Annotated in this window: 21 protein-coding genes; 12 read left to right on the top strand and 9 right to left on the bottom strand. The window is 42.8% G+C overall.

Going from position 1 to position 22,497, the window contains the following annotated elements; all coding sequences use genetic code 11:
* Nucleotides 1–29: 29 nt before the first annotated feature.
* On the bottom strand, nucleotides 30–311 hold the full coding sequence (gene rplY / locus XDD1_RS11705; RefSeq protein WP_045971366.1) for a 50S ribosomal protein L25: 282 nt from the start codon (nucleotides 309–311) through the stop codon (nucleotides 30–32).
* A 178-nt stretch (nucleotides 312–489) separates the two neighbouring features.
* Nucleotides 490–2,247, bottom strand: a complete 1,758-nt coding sequence (locus XDD1_RS11700; RefSeq protein ID WP_045973535.1) for a DEAD/DEAH box helicase — start codon at nucleotides 2,245–2,247, stop codon at nucleotides 490–492.
* 270 nt (nucleotides 2,248–2,517) lie between these two features.
* Here XDD1_RS11700 and rsuA point away from each other — a divergent pair, with 270 nt between their 5' ends.
* The 3 genes from rsuA to XDD1_RS11685 all read left to right on the top strand — a co-directional run bounded on the left by rsuA (nucleotide 2,518) and on the right by XDD1_RS11685 (nucleotide 5,397).
* Nucleotides 2,518–3,210, top strand: a complete 693-nt coding sequence (rsuA, locus tag XDD1_RS11695) for a 16S rRNA pseudouridine(516) synthase RsuA (protein ID WP_045971364.1) — start codon at nucleotides 2,518–2,520, stop codon at nucleotides 3,208–3,210.
* Nucleotides 3,211–3,258: 48 nt separating this feature from the next.
* Nucleotides 3,259–4,449 (top strand): Bcr/CflA family multidrug efflux MFS transporter, encoded by a 1,191-nt coding sequence (locus tag XDD1_RS11690; protein WP_045971362.1) that lies wholly within the window; start codon nucleotides 3,259–3,261, stop codon nucleotides 4,447–4,449.
* A 603-nt stretch (nucleotides 4,450–5,052) separates the two neighbouring features.
* The gene (locus XDD1_RS11685; RefSeq protein ID WP_045971360.1) at nucleotides 5,053–5,397 is read left to right on the top strand and encodes a YejG family protein; all 345 of its coding nucleotides are present in this window, start codon (nucleotides 5,053–5,055) and stop codon (nucleotides 5,395–5,397) included.
* A gap of 79 nt (nucleotides 5,398–5,476) precedes the next feature.
* On the opposite strand, the gene mepS is transcribed toward XDD1_RS11685, so the two are convergent.
* The gene (mepS, locus tag XDD1_RS11680) at nucleotides 5,477–6,064 is read right to left on the bottom strand and encodes a bifunctional murein DD-endopeptidase/murein LD-carboxypeptidase (RefSeq protein ID WP_045971358.1); all 588 of its coding nucleotides are present in this window, start codon (nucleotides 6,062–6,064) and stop codon (nucleotides 5,477–5,479) included.
* A gap of 353 nt (nucleotides 6,065–6,417) precedes the next feature.
* Nucleotides 6,418–7,122: a phosphatase PAP2 family protein gene (locus tag XDD1_RS11675; RefSeq protein ID WP_045971356.1), complete on the bottom strand. Its 705-nt coding sequence runs from the start codon at nucleotides 7,120–7,122 to the stop codon at nucleotides 6,418–6,420.
* Nucleotides 7,123–7,553: 431 nt separating this feature from the next.
* Here XDD1_RS11675 and XDD1_RS11670 point away from each other — a divergent pair, with 431 nt between their 5' ends.
* Nucleotides 7,554–7,841 (top strand): type 1 fimbrial protein, encoded by a 288-nt coding sequence (locus XDD1_RS11670; RefSeq protein ID WP_231854396.1) that lies wholly within the window; start codon nucleotides 7,554–7,556, stop codon nucleotides 7,839–7,841.
* A 287-nt stretch (nucleotides 7,842–8,128) separates the two neighbouring features.
* The gene (locus XDD1_RS11665) at nucleotides 8,129–8,455 is read left to right on the top strand and encodes a type 1 fimbrial protein (protein WP_045971353.1); all 327 of its coding nucleotides are present in this window, start codon (nucleotides 8,129–8,131) and stop codon (nucleotides 8,453–8,455) included.
* Nucleotides 8,456–8,544: 89 nt separating this feature from the next.
* Here XDD1_RS11665 and yeiP read toward each other — a convergent pair whose 3' ends face one another.
* The 3 genes from yeiP to XDD1_RS11650 form a co-directional block, all read right to left on the bottom strand.
* Nucleotides 8,545–9,117: an elongation factor P-like protein YeiP gene (yeiP, locus tag XDD1_RS11660; protein ID WP_045971351.1), complete on the bottom strand. Its 573-nt coding sequence runs from the start codon at nucleotides 9,115–9,117 to the stop codon at nucleotides 8,545–8,547.
* 130 nt (nucleotides 9,118–9,247) lie between these two features.
* Complete coding sequence (gene mtr, locus XDD1_RS11655; protein WP_045971349.1) at nucleotides 9,248–10,492, bottom strand: tryptophan permease; 1,245 nt, start codon at nucleotides 10,490–10,492, stop codon at nucleotides 9,248–9,250.
* Nucleotides 10,493–10,658: 166 nt separating this feature from the next.
* On the bottom strand, nucleotides 10,659–11,078 hold the full coding sequence (locus tag XDD1_RS11650) for a nucleotide triphosphate diphosphatase NUDT15 (RefSeq protein WP_045971347.1): 420 nt from the start codon (nucleotides 11,076–11,078) through the stop codon (nucleotides 10,659–10,661).
* 215 nt (nucleotides 11,079–11,293) lie between these two features.
* On the opposite strand from XDD1_RS11650, the gene fruK reads away from it, so the two are divergent.
* Nucleotides 11,294–12,232: a 1-phosphofructokinase gene (gene fruK / locus XDD1_RS11645; RefSeq protein WP_045971346.1), complete on the top strand. Its 939-nt coding sequence runs from the start codon at nucleotides 11,294–11,296 to the stop codon at nucleotides 12,230–12,232.
* On the opposite strand, the gene nfo is transcribed toward fruK, so the two are convergent.
* Both nfo and XDD1_RS11635 read right to left on the bottom strand, forming a co-directional pair.
* A complete protein-coding gene (nfo, locus tag XDD1_RS11640) occupies nucleotides 12,233–13,075 on the bottom strand; it encodes a deoxyribonuclease IV (RefSeq protein ID WP_045971344.1) in 843 nt (280 codons plus the stop codon).
* Nucleotides 13,076–13,154: 79 nt separating this feature from the next.
* Nucleotides 13,155–14,237 (bottom strand): YeiH family protein, encoded by a 1,083-nt coding sequence (locus tag XDD1_RS11635; RefSeq protein ID WP_045971342.1) that lies wholly within the window; start codon nucleotides 14,235–14,237, stop codon nucleotides 13,155–13,157.
* A gap of 189 nt (nucleotides 14,238–14,426) precedes the next feature.
* On the opposite strand from XDD1_RS11635, the gene yieE reads away from it, so the two are divergent.
* The 6 genes from yieE to XDD1_RS11605 all read left to right on the top strand — a co-directional run bounded on the left by yieE (nucleotide 14,427) and on the right by XDD1_RS11605 (nucleotide 22,282).
* On the top strand, nucleotides 14,427–15,290 hold the full coding sequence (yieE, locus tag XDD1_RS11630; protein ID WP_045971340.1) for a DNA-binding transcriptional regulator YeiE: 864 nt from the start codon (nucleotides 14,427–14,429) through the stop codon (nucleotides 15,288–15,290).
* Between the two features lie 138 nt (nucleotides 15,291–15,428).
* Nucleotides 15,429–16,916 carry an amino acid permease gene (locus XDD1_RS11625; RefSeq protein WP_045971338.1) on the top strand — a complete coding sequence of 496 codons (1,488 nt, stop codon included), beginning with the start codon at nucleotides 15,429–15,431 and terminating at the stop codon, nucleotides 16,914–16,916.
* Between the two features lie 262 nt (nucleotides 16,917–17,178).
* Nucleotides 17,179–18,279: an ABC transporter substrate-binding protein gene (locus XDD1_RS11620; protein WP_408068274.1), complete on the top strand. Its 1,101-nt coding sequence runs from the start codon at nucleotides 17,179–17,181 to the stop codon at nucleotides 18,277–18,279.
* A 19-nt stretch (nucleotides 18,280–18,298) separates the two neighbouring features.
* Entirely contained in the window at nucleotides 18,299–19,384 is a 1,086-nt protein-coding gene (locus XDD1_RS11615) for a FecCD family ABC transporter permease (protein WP_045971334.1), read from the top strand.
* Nucleotides 19,381–20,169: an ABC transporter ATP-binding protein gene (locus XDD1_RS11610; protein WP_045971332.1), complete on the top strand. Its 789-nt coding sequence runs from the start codon at nucleotides 19,381–19,383 to the stop codon at nucleotides 20,167–20,169. The genes XDD1_RS11615 and XDD1_RS11610 overlap by 4 nt, the downstream gene beginning before the upstream one ends.
* A gap of 154 nt (nucleotides 20,170–20,323) precedes the next feature.
* The gene (locus XDD1_RS11605; RefSeq protein ID WP_045971330.1) at nucleotides 20,324–22,282 is read left to right on the top strand and encodes a ligand-gated channel protein; all 1,959 of its coding nucleotides are present in this window, start codon (nucleotides 20,324–20,326) and stop codon (nucleotides 22,280–22,282) included.
* Nucleotides 22,283–22,497: the final 215 nt, after the last annotated feature.

Genomic DNA, 22,497 nt, shown 5'->3' with positions numbered 1-22,497 from the left:
CGTCCCGATAAAAGCTCGACTGTGGCTAATTAAGCACGCAGGAAATCGATGTGCGTCAGTTTAGGTTTAAACGGATGACGCTGTACTGCCTGCACTTTAACGTTAGTTTCTTTACCATCAACAACCAGAGTCAGAACTTCGTAAAATTCTGGCTTGCTTTCGTGGTTGATAACTGCATCGTGATCCAGCTCGATAGAAACTGGCTCTTGGTTACCACCGTAGATAATTGCTGGAAACTTGTTAGCTCTGCGCAGGCGGCGGCTCGCACCCTTGCCCTGCTCTTTACGTACTTCTGCATTAATAGTTAACATTATTTTTTCTCTGTAAAAGAAGAAAATAAATCCTGCTACAGGCGACCCAGCAGCAGGTTCGATATTTGTCTTAACATGGGTTATTACGTTAAGCGGGCGGCATTCTAACGAAAAACCGATATGACAGCAAATATAAATATGCTTTCCGGTTGGTGCGTGGTTGGTCTATTCAGACTATTTAGTACAGATCATCTGCTCGTCTAAATCGTCCGTTATAGTCAAAAACTTTTTCTCGAATCTGCCAAAATTGCCCTTTTTTACGCGCGACAACAAAGTCAGGGTGACGCAATAAAGGCAGTTGATTAGCGATGTCTGCTGCTGTTCTCCAACGAAAAACAGTGCCCGGTGCCCGTTGATGTTGACGAATAAATTGTAATTCAAAGACTTTCTTTTGAGCTGGGGTAGATAAACGAAATAACTCTGATACGTCAGCACCCTCTTCATCGTAATAAGTGATTTTTAGCCATTCTCCTTTATTATCGTGACCTGGTGTGAGTTGCATGCCGCCACAACGTAACACCAGCGCATCTTTTAGTCGTAAGGCTGCTTTTAGCCTATCATCGGGATCAACCAGCACTTCTTCACAATGATGGCAGCGCCGGGCGGCGATATCGTTTTCTGCCCCACAATGAGGGCACGATTTAAAACGAAAACGGAAATCACATTGTTGACGCTTCCCTTTTTCGTCTTCCTCCCAGCCTTGGCAGCGGCGCCCAAAGTGCTCAATGATCTCTCCATCTGTCGTGCATGTTCCCCAAAAAGTATTGGCGAATTGGCAGATGGGACAAAATACCTGTACAGGCTGGCTGTGTGAGTTGGGTTTGCTGCTACCCACTTCAGGCGTGTAAAGATCATGGGGATTGCCGGCATAGTCCAGAATCAGGCAATCTTGTTTGTCAGGAAATAAACGTAAGCCGCGCCCGACGATCTGTTGATAAAGGCTGACGGATTCTGTTGGGCGCAATATGGCGATTAAATCAACATGAGGCGCATCGAATCCGGTTGTGAGTACGGCAACGTTGACCATATAACGGAGTTGCTGGTCCTTGAATGCTGTAATTAAGTGATCTCGTTCAGATGTGGGGGTATCTGCGCTGACTAACGCGGCTTGCCCTGTAGGCAGCAATTGAAATATTTCTTTGGCATGTTCGACCGTCGCGGCGAAAATCATCACACCTTTTCGGTTTTGTGCATATTCGACGATCTGCCTGATAATATGAGGCGTGATGCGCTTTTGCCGTTTGATTTCTCGGTTTAATTCTGCTTCATTGAATATCCCTTGCTGGCTGGCATGTACCTGACTGAAATCATATTGCATCACGGGCATATCCAGTCTTTCTGGAGAAACCAGAAAATTATGCTTAATCATATAGCGCAATGGCAGTTCGTAAATGCAATCCCGAAAAAAGCGGCGTTCATCACCGCGGATCATGCCATGATAATGATATTGATATATCCAGCCAGCGCCGAGGCGATAAGGCGTTGCGGTTAAACCCAAGATGCGGATTTGAGGATTGTTTTTTCGGAGCTGTTGGATGATCTGCCGGTATTGGCTGTTTTCATCATCGCTGATGCGATGGCATTCATCGATGATTAGCAGTGAAAAAGGGTGATCAAAACAATCCAGATTGCGGGCAATGGACTGAATACTGCCAAAAACTACTTTCCCTTCACTCTGTTTTTGATTGAGTCCTGCGGAAAAAATGTCCGCATTCAATCCATAAGCACAATACTTGCTATGGTTCTGTGCAACGAGTTCTTTGACATGTGCCAGCACCAAAACGCGGCCATGAGCCAACTTTGCCAATTCAGCGATAACAAGGCTTTTACCCGCACCTGTTGGCAAAACAATAACAGCAGGAGCGCTATGCTGGCGGAAATAGCGAAGGGTTGCGTCTACCGCTTCTTGTTGATAGGGACGTAAAGTAAAAGCCATTTTTATGTTACTGTCACAAATATCAGGTAAAAGATAATGGGTGTAGAGAATAACATTTTTCATTTAACCCTGCCGTTGAGAAATAACTTGACATTATTTTCCCAGGATTGAATGGGCTATAACGTGCCGCTTATTATTGCTATAGTGACTGGCGTGATGATTTTTTTGTGAATTATCGGCTCAATTTTGTATTCCAATAGTGGCCTTGACGTTGTTCGCAATATCAAGGACACATTCATATGTGTCTATTTTTGTCAGGTACATCTATTCATGCGATTGGATAAATTTTTATCACAACAATTAGGTATCAGCCGCAACGAGGTAGGGCGTGAGTTGCGGGCAGGGCGAGTGACTGTCGATGATGAAATCATCAAAACGGGAGCCTATAAATTAAAGTCCGATCAGCAAGTCGTCTATGATGGCACGATATTGCAACAATTAAATGGCCCGCGTTATTTTATGTTGAATAAGCCGCAGGGATATGTCTGTTCGACAGACGATCCGTCAAATCCGACCATTTTGTATTTTATCGATGAGCCTGTTGCCCATAAATTACATTCCGCAGGGCGTTTGGATATCGACACGACAGGGCTGGTTTTGTTGACCGATGATGGCCAGTGGTCACACCGGATTACCTCCCCCAAACATCATTGCGAAAAAACCTATCTTGTTACATTAGAACATCCCGTTTCTGAGGATACCGGGCAAAAATTTCTGGCAGGAGTGCAGTTAAACGGGGAAAAAACGCTGACAAAATCCGCACAATTGGAAATTATCGAGCCTCAACGTGTTCGTTTGACTATCAGTGAAGGGCGTTATCATCAAGTCAAACGGATGTTTGCCGCAGTAGGAAATCATGTTGTTGCACTTCATCGGGAGCGGATCGGCGAAATTTATCTCGATCCTGAATTGGAGCCAGGAGAATATCGGGCGCTGACTGCATGTGAAATCAATAGCATATAAATGCCAACAGCTTAATTTTTATTTTTCAATTGATTCAGGAGTCACTGCGTGCAACAACAGCGTTTGTCCTATTTGGGATTAGTATTAATCCTTGGTCTGCTTTCTATGCTAATGCCACTGGCAATTGATATGTATTTGCCGAGTATGCCAACGATTGCTGAGAATTTTTCTGTCAGTGATGGTTTGGTGCAAATGACGTTGAGCAGCTATATTTTTGGCTTTGCGATTGGCCAAATGATTTATGGGCCAATGTCGGATAGTTTGGGGCGTAAACCCGTTATTTTGGGGGGTGTCATTGTTTTTGCCATCTCTTCTGCTGCGTGTGCTTTGGCACAAGATATTGATACTTTTATTGCCATGCGTTTCTTGCATGGATTTTCTGCTGCGGCTGCCGGTGTTGTCATCAACGCCCTGATGCGTGACAGGTTCACAAAAGAGGAATTTTCCCGCAGCATGTCTTTTGTGACATTAGTGATGATCATTGCACCTTTATTGGCTCCCATGCTAGGTGGGTTGTTGATGGTATGGTTCAACTGGCATGCTATTTTCTGGTCTATTGCCATTGTTGCGGTAATTACCGTCGCTCTGGTTGCCCTCTTCATAAAAGAGACGTTACCGAAAGAGAAAAGGCAGAGGTTTCACTTACAAACGACCTTGAGGCAGTTTGTTATGCTGTTCCGGCAACGCCAAGTATTATGTTACATCTTGGCAAGTGGTTTTTCTTTTGCGGGAATGTTCTCTTTTCTTAGTGTTGGTGCATTTGTTTACATCAAGCTAAACGGTGTACCTGCGCAGCATTTTGGTTACTATTTTGGGCTGAATATTATTTTTCTGTTCATCATGGCAACGATCAATAGCCAGTGTGTTCGCAAATATGGTCCATTGAAAATGTTGCATATTGGGTTATTTGTCCAATTTGTCATGGGATTATGGTTACTGTTTAGTACCCTGTTTGACTTGGGATTTATTTCTCTGGTTATGGGTGTTGCCATTTATATCAGCGGTATTTCCATGATTACGTCTAACACGATGGCGGTCGTGTTGGATGATTATCCTCATATGGCCGGAACAGTTTCTTCACTGGCTGGAACCATCCGTTTTGGTATTGCCGCATCCGTGGGCGCTATTTTGTCTTTATTGCCTGAGGAAAATGCCTGGCCGATGGTCGGTTCAATGGCATTATGTGTGATATTGGCAATGATGCTGATTATCTATGCACGTGGTAAATCGCATAAATAATCAGTGTTATAGATAGTCGAAGAAATGGCCATGTTCCAGAAGTCATCAAGGCCAAACATAAAGTATTTTTAAAGGTCATCTATCAGTAGGGGATGGCCTTTTGTTTATAGAACTTTTAAAGATGCTGTTATTTAACCTGATAAACAGAAAATATCGAGTAATCATCAAACAACGGAGGTATTTGTTAATTTAGCATATTCATTCAGCGTTAAAATGTTTATTTTTTGTTAATTCAATGTGGTGGGTTTATGTCTGAGGAAAGTTACAGGATTGTCATCATTTAACTCATTGTAAATAAAAAGATTATATTCTTATTGTCATTCCGTCGCGTTTGAAAAAAATAAATATGTAAATAAATCTTGAATGAAAAGTTGCTGTTTTGCATAAAAATAAGTTGAATTTTTTACCTAAACAGTATAAATATATATAAAATGCGAGCCAAGTCGCACTTTTTTGACGTAGGAAATGAAGTAAGTGCGGTAATGTGATTTTTATTTTAACCTTTTATTTACTTTTTTATTGGGTGGTTATTCGGTTTTGACGAATCGATAATCTACAGTTGGTGGTTAGATGTATTAATGTTGTTTCTGATAGGAATGATACGTGAATAATATCCAACTTTCGGTAGTACACAGACTGCCGCAAAGTTATCGGTGGTCAGCAGGCTTTGTTGGTACAAAAGTTGAGATTTTACCGGCAGAAGAAACAGATTTAGGAAATAGCCTGATGGGGCTGAAATTATTAAGCCATGAAGGCGAAAAAGCACGAGAGATCTTGCATGCTATAAATCAGTCTATCGCTGATATGCAGATACTGAGTGCTGTGATTGAGTGGGAAAGGGAACCCTGTTTGTTTTTTGCTAAGGAAGATGAGAGTGCAGTGATATGCCGTTTAAAGACGCTAGGCGCTGCAATTGCAGAAAATATAACCGCGCTGTATCCACTATAACTTTACCCATTGATAAAAAACGCTTCTTAAATGGAAGCGTTTTTTAATGTCTGCAAGGGAAAAGTATCTTAGGTGTCGGTTATATCGAGGCTTTTATATCATCTGATAACACACGTCTTGCACCGTAGTAACGTTTACTCCAGTAAGTATCAGTCAATTTGGAAACGATAACCCCGTTACTGGTTGAAGCATGGACAAATTGATTATTACCGATGTAGATACCGATATGACGCATACGGCGCCCTGTTTTAAACAGAACCAAGTCACCAGCCTGCAATTTAGCGCGACTCACTGTTTGCCCTATATTCTGTTGTTCTAGCGTGGAACGTGGTAATTTCACGCCAAACTGATCATGAAAAGTACGTTGTACAAAAGCAGAACAATCGATACCGCGTTTAGTATTCCCACCAAGCCGATAGGCCACACCTTTCCAGTCTGCGTATTGATTAAGTATCTTAGATTTAATATCTAAGTTGTTAACCAGAGTTTCAAATTCATCCTGAGATGCTTGCAGTAAATAATGCTTTTGAGTATTTACTGCATGCGTCTCAGTTTGTTTATTGCGCAGGTTGGAATCTGGCGAGCTACATGCGGTCAGTGCGACTGCCGCTATAATTGCGGGTATCAGCCGCAAGATATATCTCAGTATTGGTCTGGATTTAACCATTTATTGATTTTCCCTTGCAGTCCTTGAAGTGACTTATCACCACCATGAAAAATGAAAATACTAAATGTTCTAAAGCCTAGTCAGGATAGGGTGAATTAACAAATTTTTTGTCCATAAAGTGTGCCAAACAACACAATTTATTAGTATCTTTACAAAACGTATTATTTTAATAAACAGAACGCAGGAAAGATTACTGAAATCAATAGTAAAAAGCGAGAAACAAAAAGGGTTCTTTACAAAAAATTAGATTGGGAACTAATGGGTTAGCGTAATTCGTGACTACTTTATACTGCTCTGATGACATCGAGTGTGATATTGAGGAGATAACCAGTATCTCCCCCAATATGATGGCCTTAATTACCGCGTTTAATATGCGGTAATTTCTTGTCTAGCCATGTTGCCATAATATCACTTAATGGGGTTAGTAATACCCAGCTCATGCCGATCAGCGTTAAAGACAAAGAGCCTACTGCAACGTCTGTAAACCAGTGAGCGCCAGCCATAATGCGAGGAAGGGCAAAGGCGATCATAATCAGTAGAGCAATACAGAACGCCCCGCGGGAGATATAACGCAGAATAAAGCTACTGAAAATTAAGAGCATTAACCCGTGATCACCAGGGAAACTGTCTTTGGAAGCATCTTTTGTATGCCAACGGGTCATTTCGTTTATGCGATTAACATGCTCAAATGTCAGTGTTGGGCTTGGGCGGCTGACGGGGATTTGATGCCCGATTTGATTAATGATAACGGCCGAGATCAGCATCACCAGACCCACCATGAAGAGGCGGCGCTTGCCTGCATAATCCTGTTTGCGAAATGCACTGTAATAAAGCAGACCCATACACAGAAGTGATATGACATCAAATGCCCTGATATTTGCGATAGCCACAAATAGAGCAAATTTTGAGTCAGGCAGCAATTTTTCATTAAAAAAATAAAAAATAGAAGAATCGATGTGGAACCAAAAGCCGTGGTTTTCAGGCAAGTACCATGAGAGGAACAAGGCAATACCAAGGATATTGAGAATAAGTATAGCGAGAGGGTGACTGCGAGTCATGGGATACCTATTTAGCTCGTTATTTAACACGTAAGGTGGAGTGTGGTAGACAAATTAACTTGGGGAAGGACTATAACAAAATTTGTGGTAAAGCGTAATCACCATTGGATACTATCGAAAAAATAGCTAAATCCCCATGACAGTACCGATAATATATATTTGGTTCAATGTCGATGCCTGACTATTATTAAATAACTATCAATTGATTTCTTCATATCCTAACTTGTTAGCATATTATATCGAATTGTAGCTTGAATTAATAAAAAGTATAAAGAAAGTGTTTCATTTGACGTTATATCGTTATATAGATAGCAGAGCGTTACACCATTATCTGGTTTTTAAATTAGCGCGCGGCTAAAGTTGAAAAAGATAATAATATCTGTAATGGAGGTTGAATGCTTATGTTACGAAAAATGACGACTTTTCTGTTCATGTCTTTATCTTATCCTATCATGGCGAATTCTCCATCAACCTCCAGCTCTGGCGCTATTTATTTTCATGGTGCTATCGTTGATCCTCCATGCCAATTTAGCTGGGATGAAGAGCATACTGAGATGGTATGTTGGTACAATGGTAAACAGTTAAAACAAGATAAAGTCATAGAATATCAAAAGGATAGAAAATTCCTGCTATCAATTGAAAAACATATTGGAAAAGAAGAAATAAGATGGGTGGGCACAAATAAGGAATTGGGTATTGTTATTATAACCTATCACTAAATGTTATATAAAAGTATGATGATTATTTCATTTATTTTATCCAGATAATATAAAAGAAAAGCAATAAATTTATCTGTGAGTTAGTTCAAATAATGATGGCTAATAACAGTTTTTTTAATTAATCAACAATAAAAATGTGTTTATTTTTTAGTTAAAAAATGACCTTTGATATTTATCAATAAAAGTTCTCAATGTCGTATTTTTTTCACGTGAAATAGTTATTATGGAGATGAAGGAATAAAAGGTAGCTGAGTTTTAGTTAATGGAAAAACGAAAGTGAGGTAACCATGAAAAATTATCGTAAGCTGTTAATTAGTTGTTTATTGGTTCCATGGCTTTCTTATGGATATGCCGAATCTGAAGGAGGCGTCATTCGGTTTTCAGGTGCGATTGTTGACCCCGGATGTCAGGTTGTTGTATCAGAAACTCAAGCATCAAACACTCATGCCAATATCTCTTGCTATCGATTAGGCAAAAATCTTACTGTCAAACAAATCATTTCAACTCAAAAAACGAAAGACAAGGTCATGCTTCCTGGTAACATTGGGGTTTCCAGCGTGAAGTGGACTGATGATCAGAAACGTGTGGCAATTGTTAATGTGGATTATTTCTAACGTCATAAACGTCATGGTAGAGGATGAGTTGCTCTTTGCGTCAGGCGTTATTCTCGCCAAAAGGGCAACTCATATTTAAGGATAAAGAATTAGTCACAACGTCCCATATAGCGACGCTCTGCAATATGGATGCGGATTTTTTCGCCTGAACTCAAATACTCAGGAACTTGGACAGTCAATCCTGTACTCATTTTAGCGGGTTTGGTACGGGCACTGGCTGAGGCGCCTTTGATACCGGGTGAGGTTTCTTCAATGACCATATCAACCGTTTGAGGTAATTCAAGGGCTAATAATTGTCCATCCATTGTCAGGACTTGCATTCCTGGTAAACCTTCTTCAGGAATAAATAGCAATTCTTCTTCGATTTGGTCTTTCTTGAAGTGATAAGGCGTGAAATCTTCATCATCCATAAAGATATATTCATCACCATCAATATAGGAAAAACTTACACCACGGCGTGTTAACGTAATGGTTTCAAGAATGTCATCACCTTTGAAACGTTCTTCCACTTTCTGACCCGTACGAATATCAGTAAAACGCATTTTATATAGCGTGCTGGCACCCCGTGCGCTGGGTGACTGAATATCGATGTCTTTAACTAATAATAGCTTTCCATTGTAGCTGATTGCAGCGCCGCGCTTAATTTCATTGGCTTTAGCCATAGATACCTTCCGTAACAACAAGGAAATAGTGGAATGAATATTTGAGTGGCGACAAAATTACTCGCAGTCGGCCTATTAGGCAAGAGGTGAATGAATGCCCCAGTAAAAATACTGAGGCAGGAGGGAAACATTAACGATAAACCGGCAACAAATCAAACAACGAGAGAATGTGTGCCAGCGCATTTATCAGACCGAACAGAATAACAAAGATAATCAAAAAATTACCACCCGGTGCCCGGTAGCTGGCGGTTGGGTAGCGTTTACGGCTGGCTCGTGCCATTAAAGCCGGAACAATAACCGCCCAAATGGTTGCGGCCAGACCCGCAAAGCCGATGGCATACAGGAAACCGTTTGGAAAAATCAGTGCCAATACCGTAGGGGGAACGAATGTCACCAGTGCGGTTTTAAAACGCCCTTGTTGCGAATCGTCAAATTTAAAGAAGTCTGCCAGATAATCAAACAACCCTAATGATACTCCCAAGAATGAACTCGATAAGGCCATATAGGAGAAGGCATTTAACAGTTGGGTTATGGTGGTATTATCAGAAGTATTATCCATCTGTTGCAGTAAGTTACCAATATTACCGCCATCAGCAATAATTTGCTTGAAGGCTTCGCGCGGAATATTTCCCTGAATAGCGTACTGCCATAAAATGTAAATCACTAATGTTATCAGTGTCCCGTATAGCAAGCTGCGTGTGACAGCCTGACTGTCTTTATGGTAATACTTAACTAACCCCGGCACGTTACCGTGAAAACCAAATGAGGCCAGTAAATAAGGCAGGGCGATTAAAGCATAAGGTAAATAGTCTGGGTTGGTATTGGCTTGATCAAATAAGATAACGGGCTTCACTTCGGTAAACATACCACCGACAGACATAACAAAGGTAATGATCATGCCACCTATCAAGATGGTGCTTAAGCGATCGACGGCTTTCGTGGATAACCAAACAATAAAGGCAACAATAAACGCAAAACATAAGCCAGATATTGATTGAGGCAGCGGGATAATATTCTCAATGTTGTGAGCAAGGATGGAGCCACCGGCTGAAATATACGCATAAGTTAAGATATACAAAACGAAGGCGATGGATACATCATTGAGAGAACACCAGCCTTTGCCTAGCAAATCTTTAGTGACCGTATGGAAACTGGAGCCGACAGGGTAATTCATATTGGCTTCCAGAATCATCAGACCAGAGAAATACATACATGCACAGGTATACAACAGCAAAATGATTGATCCGGTAAACCAGACACCTGATGTGACAATTGGAATGGAAAACATACCCGCACCGACAGCAGTACCGGCAATGATCATAGCGCCACCAAATATGGAGGGGCGTTTCAAATTTTGCGTTACCTCAATGGTCATATAGACTCCCTGATGAATGGTGTTACCTTGTACTAGCGCGAAGATACATTAATAAATTATATGTGTAAACAAATAATTAAGAAAAATAATTAAATTGTTTTGCCGCATTTTGTATACAAAAGTAGGGCAGGTTATCAGTGAAAACCTGCCTGAAGGGCGATGATTATTAACTTGCGGAATAGAATTGTGCTTCTTGCCATAATTTGATGGCATTGCGGCTGGCTTCAAAATGAGGTTCGGGGAGATGGTTAGGATCACACCACATTAATTGTTCACACTTCTCAGGTTCCATTAATTTCGGTTCACCTCCGGTATACTGCGCCAGTAAACAGACTGAAACAGTGTGCTTTCCTTCCTTGTGATACGTTTCGAGATTATTGCAAATAGCATAAACTTTGGGATCTTGGATTGTGAGATCAATCTCTTCTTTAATTTCACGAATAGCGCATTCTTCAAAGGTTTCGCCAGGATCAACATGACCACCGAAAATTGACCAGTATGGTGCATGCTGGCTGGTTCGTTTGCCCAGTAGAATTTCACCTTTATCGTTAATGATAACGACACCGACTCCGACAACAACTGGCACTGATATTCCTCCGGTTAATACCTGCTCACGTGAGTTCAGATAGGTTGTAATAACATAATGAAAGGCTTACCAGTTTAGTGGTAACACTTGATCAGTGATAACACAATGATCAAACACGCAGTAATTTTAACTGAAACGATTCAATTTTGATGTTATAAATAACAGATAAATCTTAATGTTACTTATGACTGTCTATTCAGGAGACACCAGGCAAGATGAGCCGCCGAGTTGCCACAATTACCTTAAATCCAGCTTATGATTTAGTTGGCTTATGCCCAGATATTGTTAAGGGACATGTTAACCGTGTACAGACGGCAGGGCTTCACGCTGCGGGTAAGGGAAATAATGTTGCGAAGGTACTGCGTGATTTAGGCATTGATGTGACTGTCAGCGGTTTTCTGGGACGAGAGAATCAGGAAGGATTTCAACAGTTTTTCAGCGAAAACAAGATGATAAATCGCTTCCATTTCGTCTCTGGGCGAACGCGCATTAATGTCAAACTGACCGAAAAACAGGGTGAAGTGACGGATTTCAATTTTTCGGGCTTTCATGTGACAGAAAAAGAGTGGAATCGGTTTGTCAGTGATTCTCTGACCTGGCTGGGGCAGTTCGATATGGTTGTTGTCAGTGGTAGTTTGCCCGAAGGGATCACAGCAGAGTCGTTTGCAGATTGGATGATGCAATTACGGCAGATCTGTCCCTGCGTTATTTTTGACAGTAGCCGTGAAGCGCTTGTCGCCGGCCTTAAGGCATCCCCTTGGCTGGTCAAACCCAATCAGCATGAGCTGGAGATTTGGGCGGGTAAGCCATTAGCGGATTTGAACAGCGTGATTGATGCCGCCCACGAATTGCGCAATAAAGGGATCGCCCACGTTGTCATTTCACTGGGAGAACAGGGCGCATTATGGGTGAATGCCTCCGGGACATGGTTGGCAAAACCGCCACATTGTGAAGTGGTCAGCACCGTGGGGGCAGGGGATTCTATGGTCGGTGGATTGGTTTACGGTTTGCTGATGCGTGAATCCAGTGAACATACATTACGTCTGGCAACCGCAGTTTCTGCGCTCACGGTTAGCCAGCCGAATGTTGGGATTAAAAGCCGTACTGAACTTGCATCAATGATGTCGAAGATCGAGTTAATTTCGGTCAGGTAGTTAATTTTGTTGGGATTTTAGCCAGGCAATTTCTTGATCCCAAATATCAGGATTGATCGTTTCAAGCACCAAGGGAATGCCATTGAAACGGTCATCTTTCATGATATAGCTGAAAGGGAGCTTACCGATATTGCCTTCACCCAGGCTGTGATGCCGGTCAACACGGCTGGAAAATTCGCTCTTGGCATCGTTCAGGTGCATGGCTTTAAGGTACTTGAACCCAACGATTTTATCGAATGCGTTGAAAGTCTCATCGCAATCTTTTTCAGTCCGTAAATCATAACCTGCTGCGAAGGCGTGGCAGGTATCAATACAGACTCCAACACGCGTTTTGTCTTCGACGCCATCAATAATTGCTGCCAGTTGTTCGAATTTGAAACCAAGGTTGGTGCCTTGCCCGGCGGTGTTTTCGATCACGGCAGTGACACCTTGGGTTTTGTCCAACGTAATATTAATGGATTCCGCAATACGGGCGAGGCATTTATCAATGTCAATTTTTTTGAGGTGGCTGCCCGGATGGAAATTCAGTAAACCGATGCCGAGCTGCTCACAACGTTGCATCTCATCAAGAAACGCCGCCCGGGATTTTTCCAAACCCTCTGCTTCAGGATGACCCAGATTGATGAGGTAGCTGTCATGGGGCAGGATTTGCCGGCTACCATAACCGTAACGTTCACAATTCGCTTTGAATTTATCGATGCTCTCTGCCGATAACGGCGGGGCATGCCATTGGCGTTGATTTTTCGTGAACAGGGCGAAGGCGGTTGCGTTTAATTCATGGGCGCGGATCACGGCCTGATCAACACCGCCTGAGGCACTCACATGGGCTCCAACAAATTTCATCTTATTTTCTCCTGTGTTTTCGTCATTATGGCATTGTTCGCCCTGTTGAGAAAATTTTGGCGGAAGAAGTCAATTTAAGTTAGCGCAATAAATACTGAGTGCCTTGATTGGCGATTAACTCTCCCACGACTAACCAGACAAACAAAATGAGTGCTAATAAAATGGGTTTAACTCCGGCTTGACGGATGGCACTGATATGCGTGGTTAGCCCTAAAGCCACCATCGCCATTGCCAGCATAATGGTATCAGCAGCAATGATCGAGTTAACCAGAGGTTCCGGGAATAAATGAAAAGAATTAACGCCCGCAGTGACAATAAAAAACACCGCAAACCACGGGATCGTGATCGGCGATTTCTCTTGGCGGAGATTGCTATTTTTAACGTTTAGGCGACTGAGATAGCCGGAAAGCAGTAATAGAAAAGGGGCCAATAGCATGACACGGATCATTTTACTGATAACGGCGGCATTTTCGGCCTCGATTCCCAATGTATGCCCAATGGCAACGACTTGGGCGACTTCATGAACCGTTGAGCCGGAAAAAATACCAAATGTTTCCTGAGAAAAATTAAACCATTGGTAATGGGTATTGAGTTGATAAAACCACGGATAAACAAAAATGGCGAGTGTGCCAAAAATAACTACCGTAGAGACGGCGACGGCAACTTGACTGGAGGTCGCTTTGACAACGGGTTCGGTTGCCATCACCGCCGCGGCGCCACAAATGCTACTTCCGGCACCAATCAGGATCACGGTTTGGTTATCCAGTCGAAAAAAAGCCCGCCCAATCCATAATGCGATAAGAAATGTTGAAGAAAGCATGATGACATCAATCAATATCCCCGTTGCGCCGACCTGCGTGACTTGTTGGAACGTCAGGCGAAATCCATAAAGAATAATGCCGGCTCGCAGCAGGTAGTGCTTGGAAAAATGGATACCGCTATCACAGGTCGGTTTTAACAAGGGATACAGAGTATTGCCGATCACCATCCCCAATAGAATGGCAAGTGTCAGGGCGCCCAATCCCATATTGATAAACCAAGGAAGCGTCCCGATATAGATGGCGAGCGCCGTCAGGACGGCGGTTAACAGAATACCGGGAATGAATTTTGCTGCGGTATTTTGCTGAGTTCTGATAAATTCCCCTGCTTGATTTTCAGACATCGTGGCGGCTCGATAGGCTTATACATTTTAAGCATAAGCATAGAGAAGATTTTAAAATCAATAAAATTGATAATACTTGTATCTTTAACTACCAAAACAGATTAATTAAGGGTAACTTTTGTTAAGTTGCATAATACTGTCTAAAATCAAGACTACCTTCCTATCTTATTTTGCTTCCCGTGAGGCCACATGCGTATCACTCTGAGACAACTGGAAATTTTTGCAGAAGTTCTGAAAAGTGGTTCAACGACACAGGCTTCTCAGCAGTTGGCGTTATCACAATCTGCGGTGAGTGCTTCACTGACCGATCTCGAAGGGCAATTGGGTGTACAACTGTTTGATAGAGTCGGAAAACGTCTGGTGACCAATGAACATGGGCGTTTGCTTTATCCCAAGGCATTGGCATTGCTTGAACAGGCCGGTGAAGTGGAGCAGCTTTTCAAACTTGAATTGGGTGCATTGCGGTTAGCGGCCAGCAGCACGATTGGCAATTATATGTTGCCGGAGATGTTGGCGAGATATCGTCAGGATTATCCTGAGACACCGCTGGAATTGAATATCAGCAATACCGGTGATGTGATAAAGGCCGTTGCTGAGTTTCGTGTTGATTTGGGATTGATTGAGGGATTGTGTCACGATCCTGAATTAATTACCCAACCGTGGATGAAAGACGAGTTGATCATTTTTTCTTCTCCAGAAAGCCCGCTGTTACAACATGTGTTGGGGATAGAAGATGTGATCAAGGCACCCTGGATATTGCGGGAGAAAGGTTCAGGCACAAGGGAAGTTTTGGATCATCTTTTATTTTCACAAATGCCCAGATTCAATATCGCGATGGAGTTGGGGAATTCAGAAGCCATCAAACATGCGGTTCAATATGGGATGGGGATCAGTTGCCTTTCCCGGCGGGTTGTCCAAGAACAACTGAAAAATGGCACCTTATCTGAACTTGTCATTCCCGGACTGAGCCTCAATCGCACCCTGTACCTGATTTACCATCGCCAGAAACATATGTCCAATGCATTAAAGAAGTTGCTGAGTTACTGTCACTAATATTGAGAATATAATCGTATAGCTAATAATTGGCTATGGATTATGAAGGTATCTTATAACCACGAATCGCCGCTATTCTGGAGACGAGGATTTGTTACAATCCCGCATTAAATTTATTTCGAATGATATGGGAATAGAATGTCTCAAGAAGAAAGCATGCCGCGGGATCAGGCCCCAACAACTCTGCGCCGTGAATTAAAAGCACGACATATGGCCATGATTGCCATCGGTGGATCAATTGGCACAGGGTTATTTGTTGCTTCTGGCGCAACAATTTCTCAGGCTGGCCCGGGTGGAGCCTTACTTTCTTATGCATTAATTGGCTTGATGGTTTATTTCTTAATGACTAGCTTGGGCGAATTAGCAGCGTTCATGCCGGTTTCAGGGTCATTTTCAACTTATGGCTCCAAATATGTTGATGAAGGTTTTGGTTTCGCGCTGGGATGGAACTATTGGTACAACTGGGCAGTAACGATTGCGGTTGACCTTGTTGCCGCACAATTGGTGATGGGCTATTGGTTTGATGATGTTCCCGGTTGGGTATGGAGTGCCTTGTTCCTTGGCCTGATTTTCCTGTTGAATTTCATTTCCGTCAAAGGGTTTGGTGAAGCGGAATATTGGTTCTCCTTGATCAAAGTCTCCACGGTGATTGTGTTCATTATTGTGGGTATTCTCATGATTACCGGCATCATGCAGGGGGCTGAAGGTGCAGGCTGGCATAATTGGGGTATTGATGACGCGCCTTTTGCGGGGGGCTTTGCCGCTATGATTGGGGTCGCCATGATTGTCGGTTTTTCTTTTCAAGGAACAGAGCTAATCGGTATTACCGCAGGGGAATCTAAAGATCCGGCGAAAAATATTCCCCGTGCTGTGCGTAAGGTATTCTGGCGCATCTTACTGTTTTATGTATTTGCTATTTTAATCATTAGCCTGATCATTCCTTATACTGATCCTAGTTTGTTGCGTAATGGCGTGAAAGATATCAGTGTTAGCCCATTCACTCTGGTCTTTGAAAATGCCGGCTTATTATCAGCGGCGGCGGTCATGAATGCGGTGATATTGACCGCGGTACTGTCAGCGGGAAATTCGGGAATGTACGCTTCGACCCGTATGCTGTTCACGCTGGCAAAAGAGGGTAAGGCGCCGAAAATTTTTAGTCACCTGTCTAAAGGTGGTGTTCCGCGTAACGCGCTTTATGTGACAACCGTGGTCGCCGGCTTGTGTTTCCTTAGCTCCATGTTTGGTAACCAAACCGTCTATTTGTGGTTACTGAATACCTCAGGTATGACCGGGTTTATCGCGTGGCTCGGCATTGCAATCAGTCACTACCGTTTCCGCAAAGGCTATATTGCCCAAGGCTTGGATATAAATGATCTGCCATATCGCTCCGGTTTCTTCCCTCTTGGGCCAATTTTTGCTTTTATTTTATGTTTGATTATCACCTTAGGCCAAAATTATCAGGCATTTTTGCAAGATAAGATCGATTGGTACGGCGTGACCGCGACTTACATTGGTATCCCGCTATTCCTGCTGATTTGGCTTGGCTACAAGTTGAAAAAGAAAACCCATTTCGTTAAGTACAGTGAAATGGAATTTCCCACATTCAAATATACTGATAAGGAATAGTTTGTTAATAAACTATCAATGAAATGATATTTATTAATTAAACTATTATTGATTTTGTTTTGCAAAAGACTGCCTGTTCTGTGATGGAATTGGCAGTTTTTATTTTTCATGGGGTTAGAAGAAGAATACCGCAGGTAAATTTAGGCTATAGCATTCCAATCGCATTGATAAGTATTCTTATTTGCTTTATTGTTAGCGCCACAATTGTTGTATGAAGAGGCTAACTAAAGTGAAATTTGTATTTCGAACAGTCGTGAAAAGTATGAGTATCAGCCTAATGGCAGGCTCTGCCATGATGGCAAGTTTTGCATCCTGGGCTGAAACAGTCACTGACGTTGCTGGGCGTACCGTTGAGGTGCCAGAAAAAGTCAACCGTATCTTGTTGGGTGAAGGCCGTCTGTTCCATTCTGTTGCCATACTGGAAGGGGATAAACCTCTGGCTCGTATCGCAGGTTGGCAAGGTGATTTTCGTAAACTGGACCCACAAACTTACGCTGTTTATAAAGCTAAATTTCCTGAAATAGATAATATCCCTCTGATTGGTAACACCAGCGCTGACAGTGTTAGCGCCGAAAAAGTGCTGACCCTCACCCCTGATGTTGCCATTTTTGGCCTGTCCGGACATGGGCCGGGGAAAAACAGTGAGCTGGTGCAGCAGTTGGAAAAAGCAGGTGTTCCCGTTGTTTTTGTCGATTTCCGCAACGATCCCCTGAAAAACACCTTACCTAGCATCCGTATGCTGGGCAAAGTCTTGCATCGTGAAGAGCAGGCCAACGCTTACGCGGATTTTTATGAAAAAAATCTAAAATTGGTCACGGATATTACGGATCGCATCCCAGATGCTGAGAAACCTTCTGTATTTATTGAATTAAGAGCCGGTTCTAGTGAAGATTGCTGCGGTACAGCAGGTAACGGCAATATGGGGGACTTTATTGATTTGGCGGGCGGCAAAAATATCGCCAAAGCAGTCCTGCCTTCTCCATTGGGAACCATGAATCTGGAAAAAGTCATTGCGGAAGATCCGTATATTTACATTGCAAGTGGTGCACAAGACCCCGGTGACAAAGGCGAAGGGATCAAAATGGGCGCACAAACGTCTGCCGATACTGCTCGTGCTGGCTTAAAAGAGATCACTGAACGTAAAGGTATCAATAACTTAACTGCGGTGAAAGAAGGGCGTAGCTATGCTATTTGGCATCACTACTATAACTCTCCTTACAATGTTGTTGTAACTCAGGTTTTCGCTAAATGGTTCTATCCTGAAAAATTTGCTGATTTAGATCCGCAACAAACATTGAAAGAACTTCACCATAAGTTCTTGGCGATTGAGCCGGCAGGTACGTATTGGGTCAGCGAGAAATAAGCAGTAACAGGTAATAAAAATGAGCGTCACTACCGAGCCTATGCCAATGGTGAAACAGCAATTGAATGAGTGCGACATAAAAGCACATTATCGTCATATCCTGCGTCGACGTATTGCATGGATATTATTCATCGTCTTGGCGATTGGCACTTCCATTGTACTGGATTTTACAATGGGACCATCAGGGTTATCACTGCAAACCCTCTGGCAAACACTGGTTTCACCCGAAAGTGTTAATGCAGCAACCCAGGTGATTGTTTGGGATATTCGATTACCCTATGCCCTGATGGCGGTAGTGATCGGCTTATCACTTGGATTGGCCGGCGCTGAAATGCAGACCATTCTGAATAACCCGTTGGCCAGCCCATTTACTTTGGGCGTTTCCAATGCCGCTTCTTTTGGTGCGGCGTTAGCGATTGTAGCGGGGATTGGCATTCCGGGAATTCCGGATCAGTGGTTTATTTCCGCAAACGCTTTTCTCTTTGCATTATTAGCGGCCTTGATGCTGGATGGCATTACCCGTTGGACAAAAGTGTCAACCTCAGGCGTTGTCTTATTCGGCATTGCGATGGTATTTACCTTTGAGTCGTTGATTTCGATGATGCAATTTATCGCGACGGAAGACACCTTACAGGGGCTGGTTTTCTGGACAATGGGTAGCCTTGGCAGGGCGACGTGGGAAAAATTGGGCATCATGTTGCTTGTGTTCTCTGTCATTATGCCTGTCTCAATGAGCAATGCCTGGAAATTGACCGCATTGCGTCTGGGGGAAGATCGTGCGATCAGCTTTGGCATTAATATTAGCCGCCTTCGCTTGGGAACATTACTGCGTATCAGTATCCTGACCGCCTTGGCGGTTGCCTTTGTTGGCCCCATTGCTTTTATTGGATTGATCTCTCCTCATATTGCCAGAATGATGTTTGGTGAAGATCATCGTTTCTTCCTGCCGGCGAGTGCGTTGATTGGTGCCCTCGTTTTATCAATGACTTCCATTGCCTCCAAGAACCTGATCCCCGGCGTGATCATCCCGGTTGGGATCGTGACATCGTTGGTTGGTGTGCCTTTCTTCCTGAGCATCGTTTTACGTCATCGGGGGAATGTATGAATCAGGGGCTAAAAATCAATGGCTTGACAGCGGGATATCCGAAACATCCCGTGATTGAAAATCTGGATGTTAATTCTTTGCCCCGTGGTCAAATCACCGTCTTGTTAGGGCCGAATGGTTGCGGTAAATCGACACTTCTGCGTTCGCTGGCGGGGCTGAATAAAGCCAGTGGTGAACTGCTGTTGGACGGGCAGGATTTGATGAAGATGAATTTTGCCCAACGTGCCCAAAACGTGGTTTATTTGCCTCAGTCATTACCCGCGGGTGTGCATCTTCATGTATTGGAATCGGTGATTGTCGCGCAACGGGCATCAGGTGGCGTGAATAATAGCCAATATGAACAAAGCGTCATGGAACTGTTACGCCAGCTTGGTATTGAGCATTTGGCATTCAGCTACTTGGATCAATTATCGGGTGGTCAGAAGCAGTTGGTTGGATTGGCTCAATCATTAATTCGTCACCCGGCGTTGTTATTATTGGATGAACCGTTAAGTGCATTGGATTTAAACTACCAGTACCATGTCATGGATTTAGTCGCACGTGAAACGCGCCGCCGTAACATTATTACCATTGTTGTTGTTCACGATATTAATATTGCATTGCGTCATGGTGACCATGTGTTAATGCTAAAAAAAGGTAAATTAATTTCCCAAGGGTTACCTGAGCAGGTTATTACACCAAGTAGTCTGGCAGAGGTTTATGGTATTAAAGGCCGGATTGAACATTGTTCTCAGGGAATACCGCAAGTATTAATTGATGGTTTAGTAACGGAATTAGCGAGTTAAAATAATAAAAGCGATAAATCACCTTAATGGAACTAAAGTGTCATTTATTAAATATAACACTTACAGGGGTAATTAATTATCCCTGTGTTGTGAGCATATGTCGGTTATCCATATTGGTTTAAATAATACTATTCTACCTTTTGGAGAGTCGGGAATGGCTGTTTTTGCAAAGAAAAAAGTTGTATTAGGTATTGTTGCTGCTATTTCATCCAGTACTGTTTTAGCGGCTAATCATGGTGAAGATAAAATTGTTGTCACCACTGCCGCAGGTTTCCAGCAAGAAATTGAAGATGCACCGGCTTCTATTTCAGTGGTTAGCCGTGAAGAGCTGGAAACTAAAGCCTATCGTGATGTGACGGACGCCCTGAAAGATGTACCGGGTGTAGTTGTTACCGGCGGTGGTAGCAGCAGCGACATCAGTATCCGTGGTATGGCGTCCAAATATACCATGATCCTGGTTGATGGTAAGCGTGTTGATACACGTGGCACTCGTCCAAATAGTGATGGTTCGGGCATTGAGCAAGGGTGGTTACCACCGTTGGCCGCCATTGAACGCATTGAAGTGGTGCGGGGACCGATGTCTTCTCTATATGGTTCTGATGCGATGGGCGGTGTGATTAATGTGATTACTCGCAAGGCGCAGAAAGAATGGCATTTAAGTGTGAGAGCAGATGCTACCCTAACCGAAAGTAAACATTCGGGTAATAGCTATCAGAATAGTATTTATGCTGCCGGGCCAGTTATTGAAGGATTGCTGGGATTGAGGGTGAATGGCCTATATTCGCATCGTAATGAAGATAAATTCTTAGGTGGATTTAGAGAGCAAGAGATGCGTAACGGTGCAGTGGCGCTCTCTTTAACGCCAGATGAGAAAAATGATTTTACTTTTGAAGCGGGTCGCTATGAACAAGATCGCGATTCAACGATTGGCAAGACACGCGACTGTCAGCCAAAATCGTGTAAAAATGATACAAGTCGTTATAAGCGTAATAATTATTCTATCACTCATCAGGGTACTTATGACTTTGGTACCATGACATCTTATATTCAAAGAGATGAGTCTCGTAATCCTGAACGTGAGATGACAAACAATGATACGGTATTCAATAACCGTACAACGTTGGTATTTGATGACCACACGTTAAGTATCGGAGGTCAATATCGTTATGAGGATTTACGAGATAACGGCAATAAACTCCCTTCAGCCAAAGATGTTAATAAATTAACTCGCTGGAGTTGGGCACTTGTCTTGGAAGACGAATGGAAAATGACGAATGATTTTGCCCTGACTAGCGGAGTCCGGTTAGATAAGGATCAAAATTTCGGTACGCATTGGACTCCTCGTCTCTATGGCGTCTGGCATACTGATGAGCAATGGACGATTAAAGGGGGAATTTCCACCGGTTATCGTTCCCCTGATATCAGACAGGTTGCGCCTAATTGGGGGCAAGCAACCGGTGGGCGGTTCAGTAATGGGATGATCTTAGGCAATCCAGATCTCAAGCCAGAGAAAAGTATTAATGAAGAAATTAGTATTATCTGGAATAATCAAGATAATTTTAATATTGGCGTAACCGTATTTAATACTGCGTTTAAAGATAAAATCACTGAAATCAGAGGCTGCGAAAAAGATTGTCAACTCGGCGGTAAGGATTATGATTTTATTAACAAACGAATAAATGTTGATAAAGCCAATATTCGAGGTATCGAAACCACCCTGAATTGGGATATCGTAAAAGATTTGTCATTAGCAGCAAACTATACCTATACCGATTCTGAGCAAAAAAGTGGTAAGTTCAAAGGCCAGCCATTAAACAAGATGCCAACACATATGGCAAATGCAACCTTAAACTGGCAGCCCCTACCTGAATTGGATACATGGACTCGTATTAATTTCCGCAGTAAAACAAAGAATTATCAATACCGCTCTAGTATGAGAGATGGAACTCCCTCTTATACTTTTGTCGATTTAGGCGTGACTTATAACTTGGCTAAAAATCTACGCTTGTTAGGTGGAGTGTATAATGTTTTTGACAAACGAGTCACTGAAGAAAGTCATGATGCCGTTCTGGATGGCCGCCGTTACAATATCGGTATTAATTATGACTTCTAATTAATATTTCGTTTTTTATAAATATTAATCATTATACCTAACATCTAAGCCTCATATAGAATCGTCCCGTCATCAATTTTACAATGATGGGACGATTTTTTACTTCAAAAAATCAAATTAAATGGCAAAGAGTTTTCCTCTGTGCTAAATACTTATCAAAAGCCAATCAACGGATATGATGGCGTTAAGTTTCAGCACTAACTCAGTAAGGGCCT

Origin of the sequence: Xenorhabdus doucetiae, from assembly GCF_000968195.1 — a bacterium.
Classification (GTDB): domain Bacteria; phylum Pseudomonadota; class Gammaproteobacteria; order Enterobacterales; family Enterobacteriaceae; genus Xenorhabdus; species Xenorhabdus doucetiae.
The sequence above is the reverse complement of the archived record's forward strand: the minus strand, read 5'-3'. Positions and strand labels throughout refer to the sequence as shown.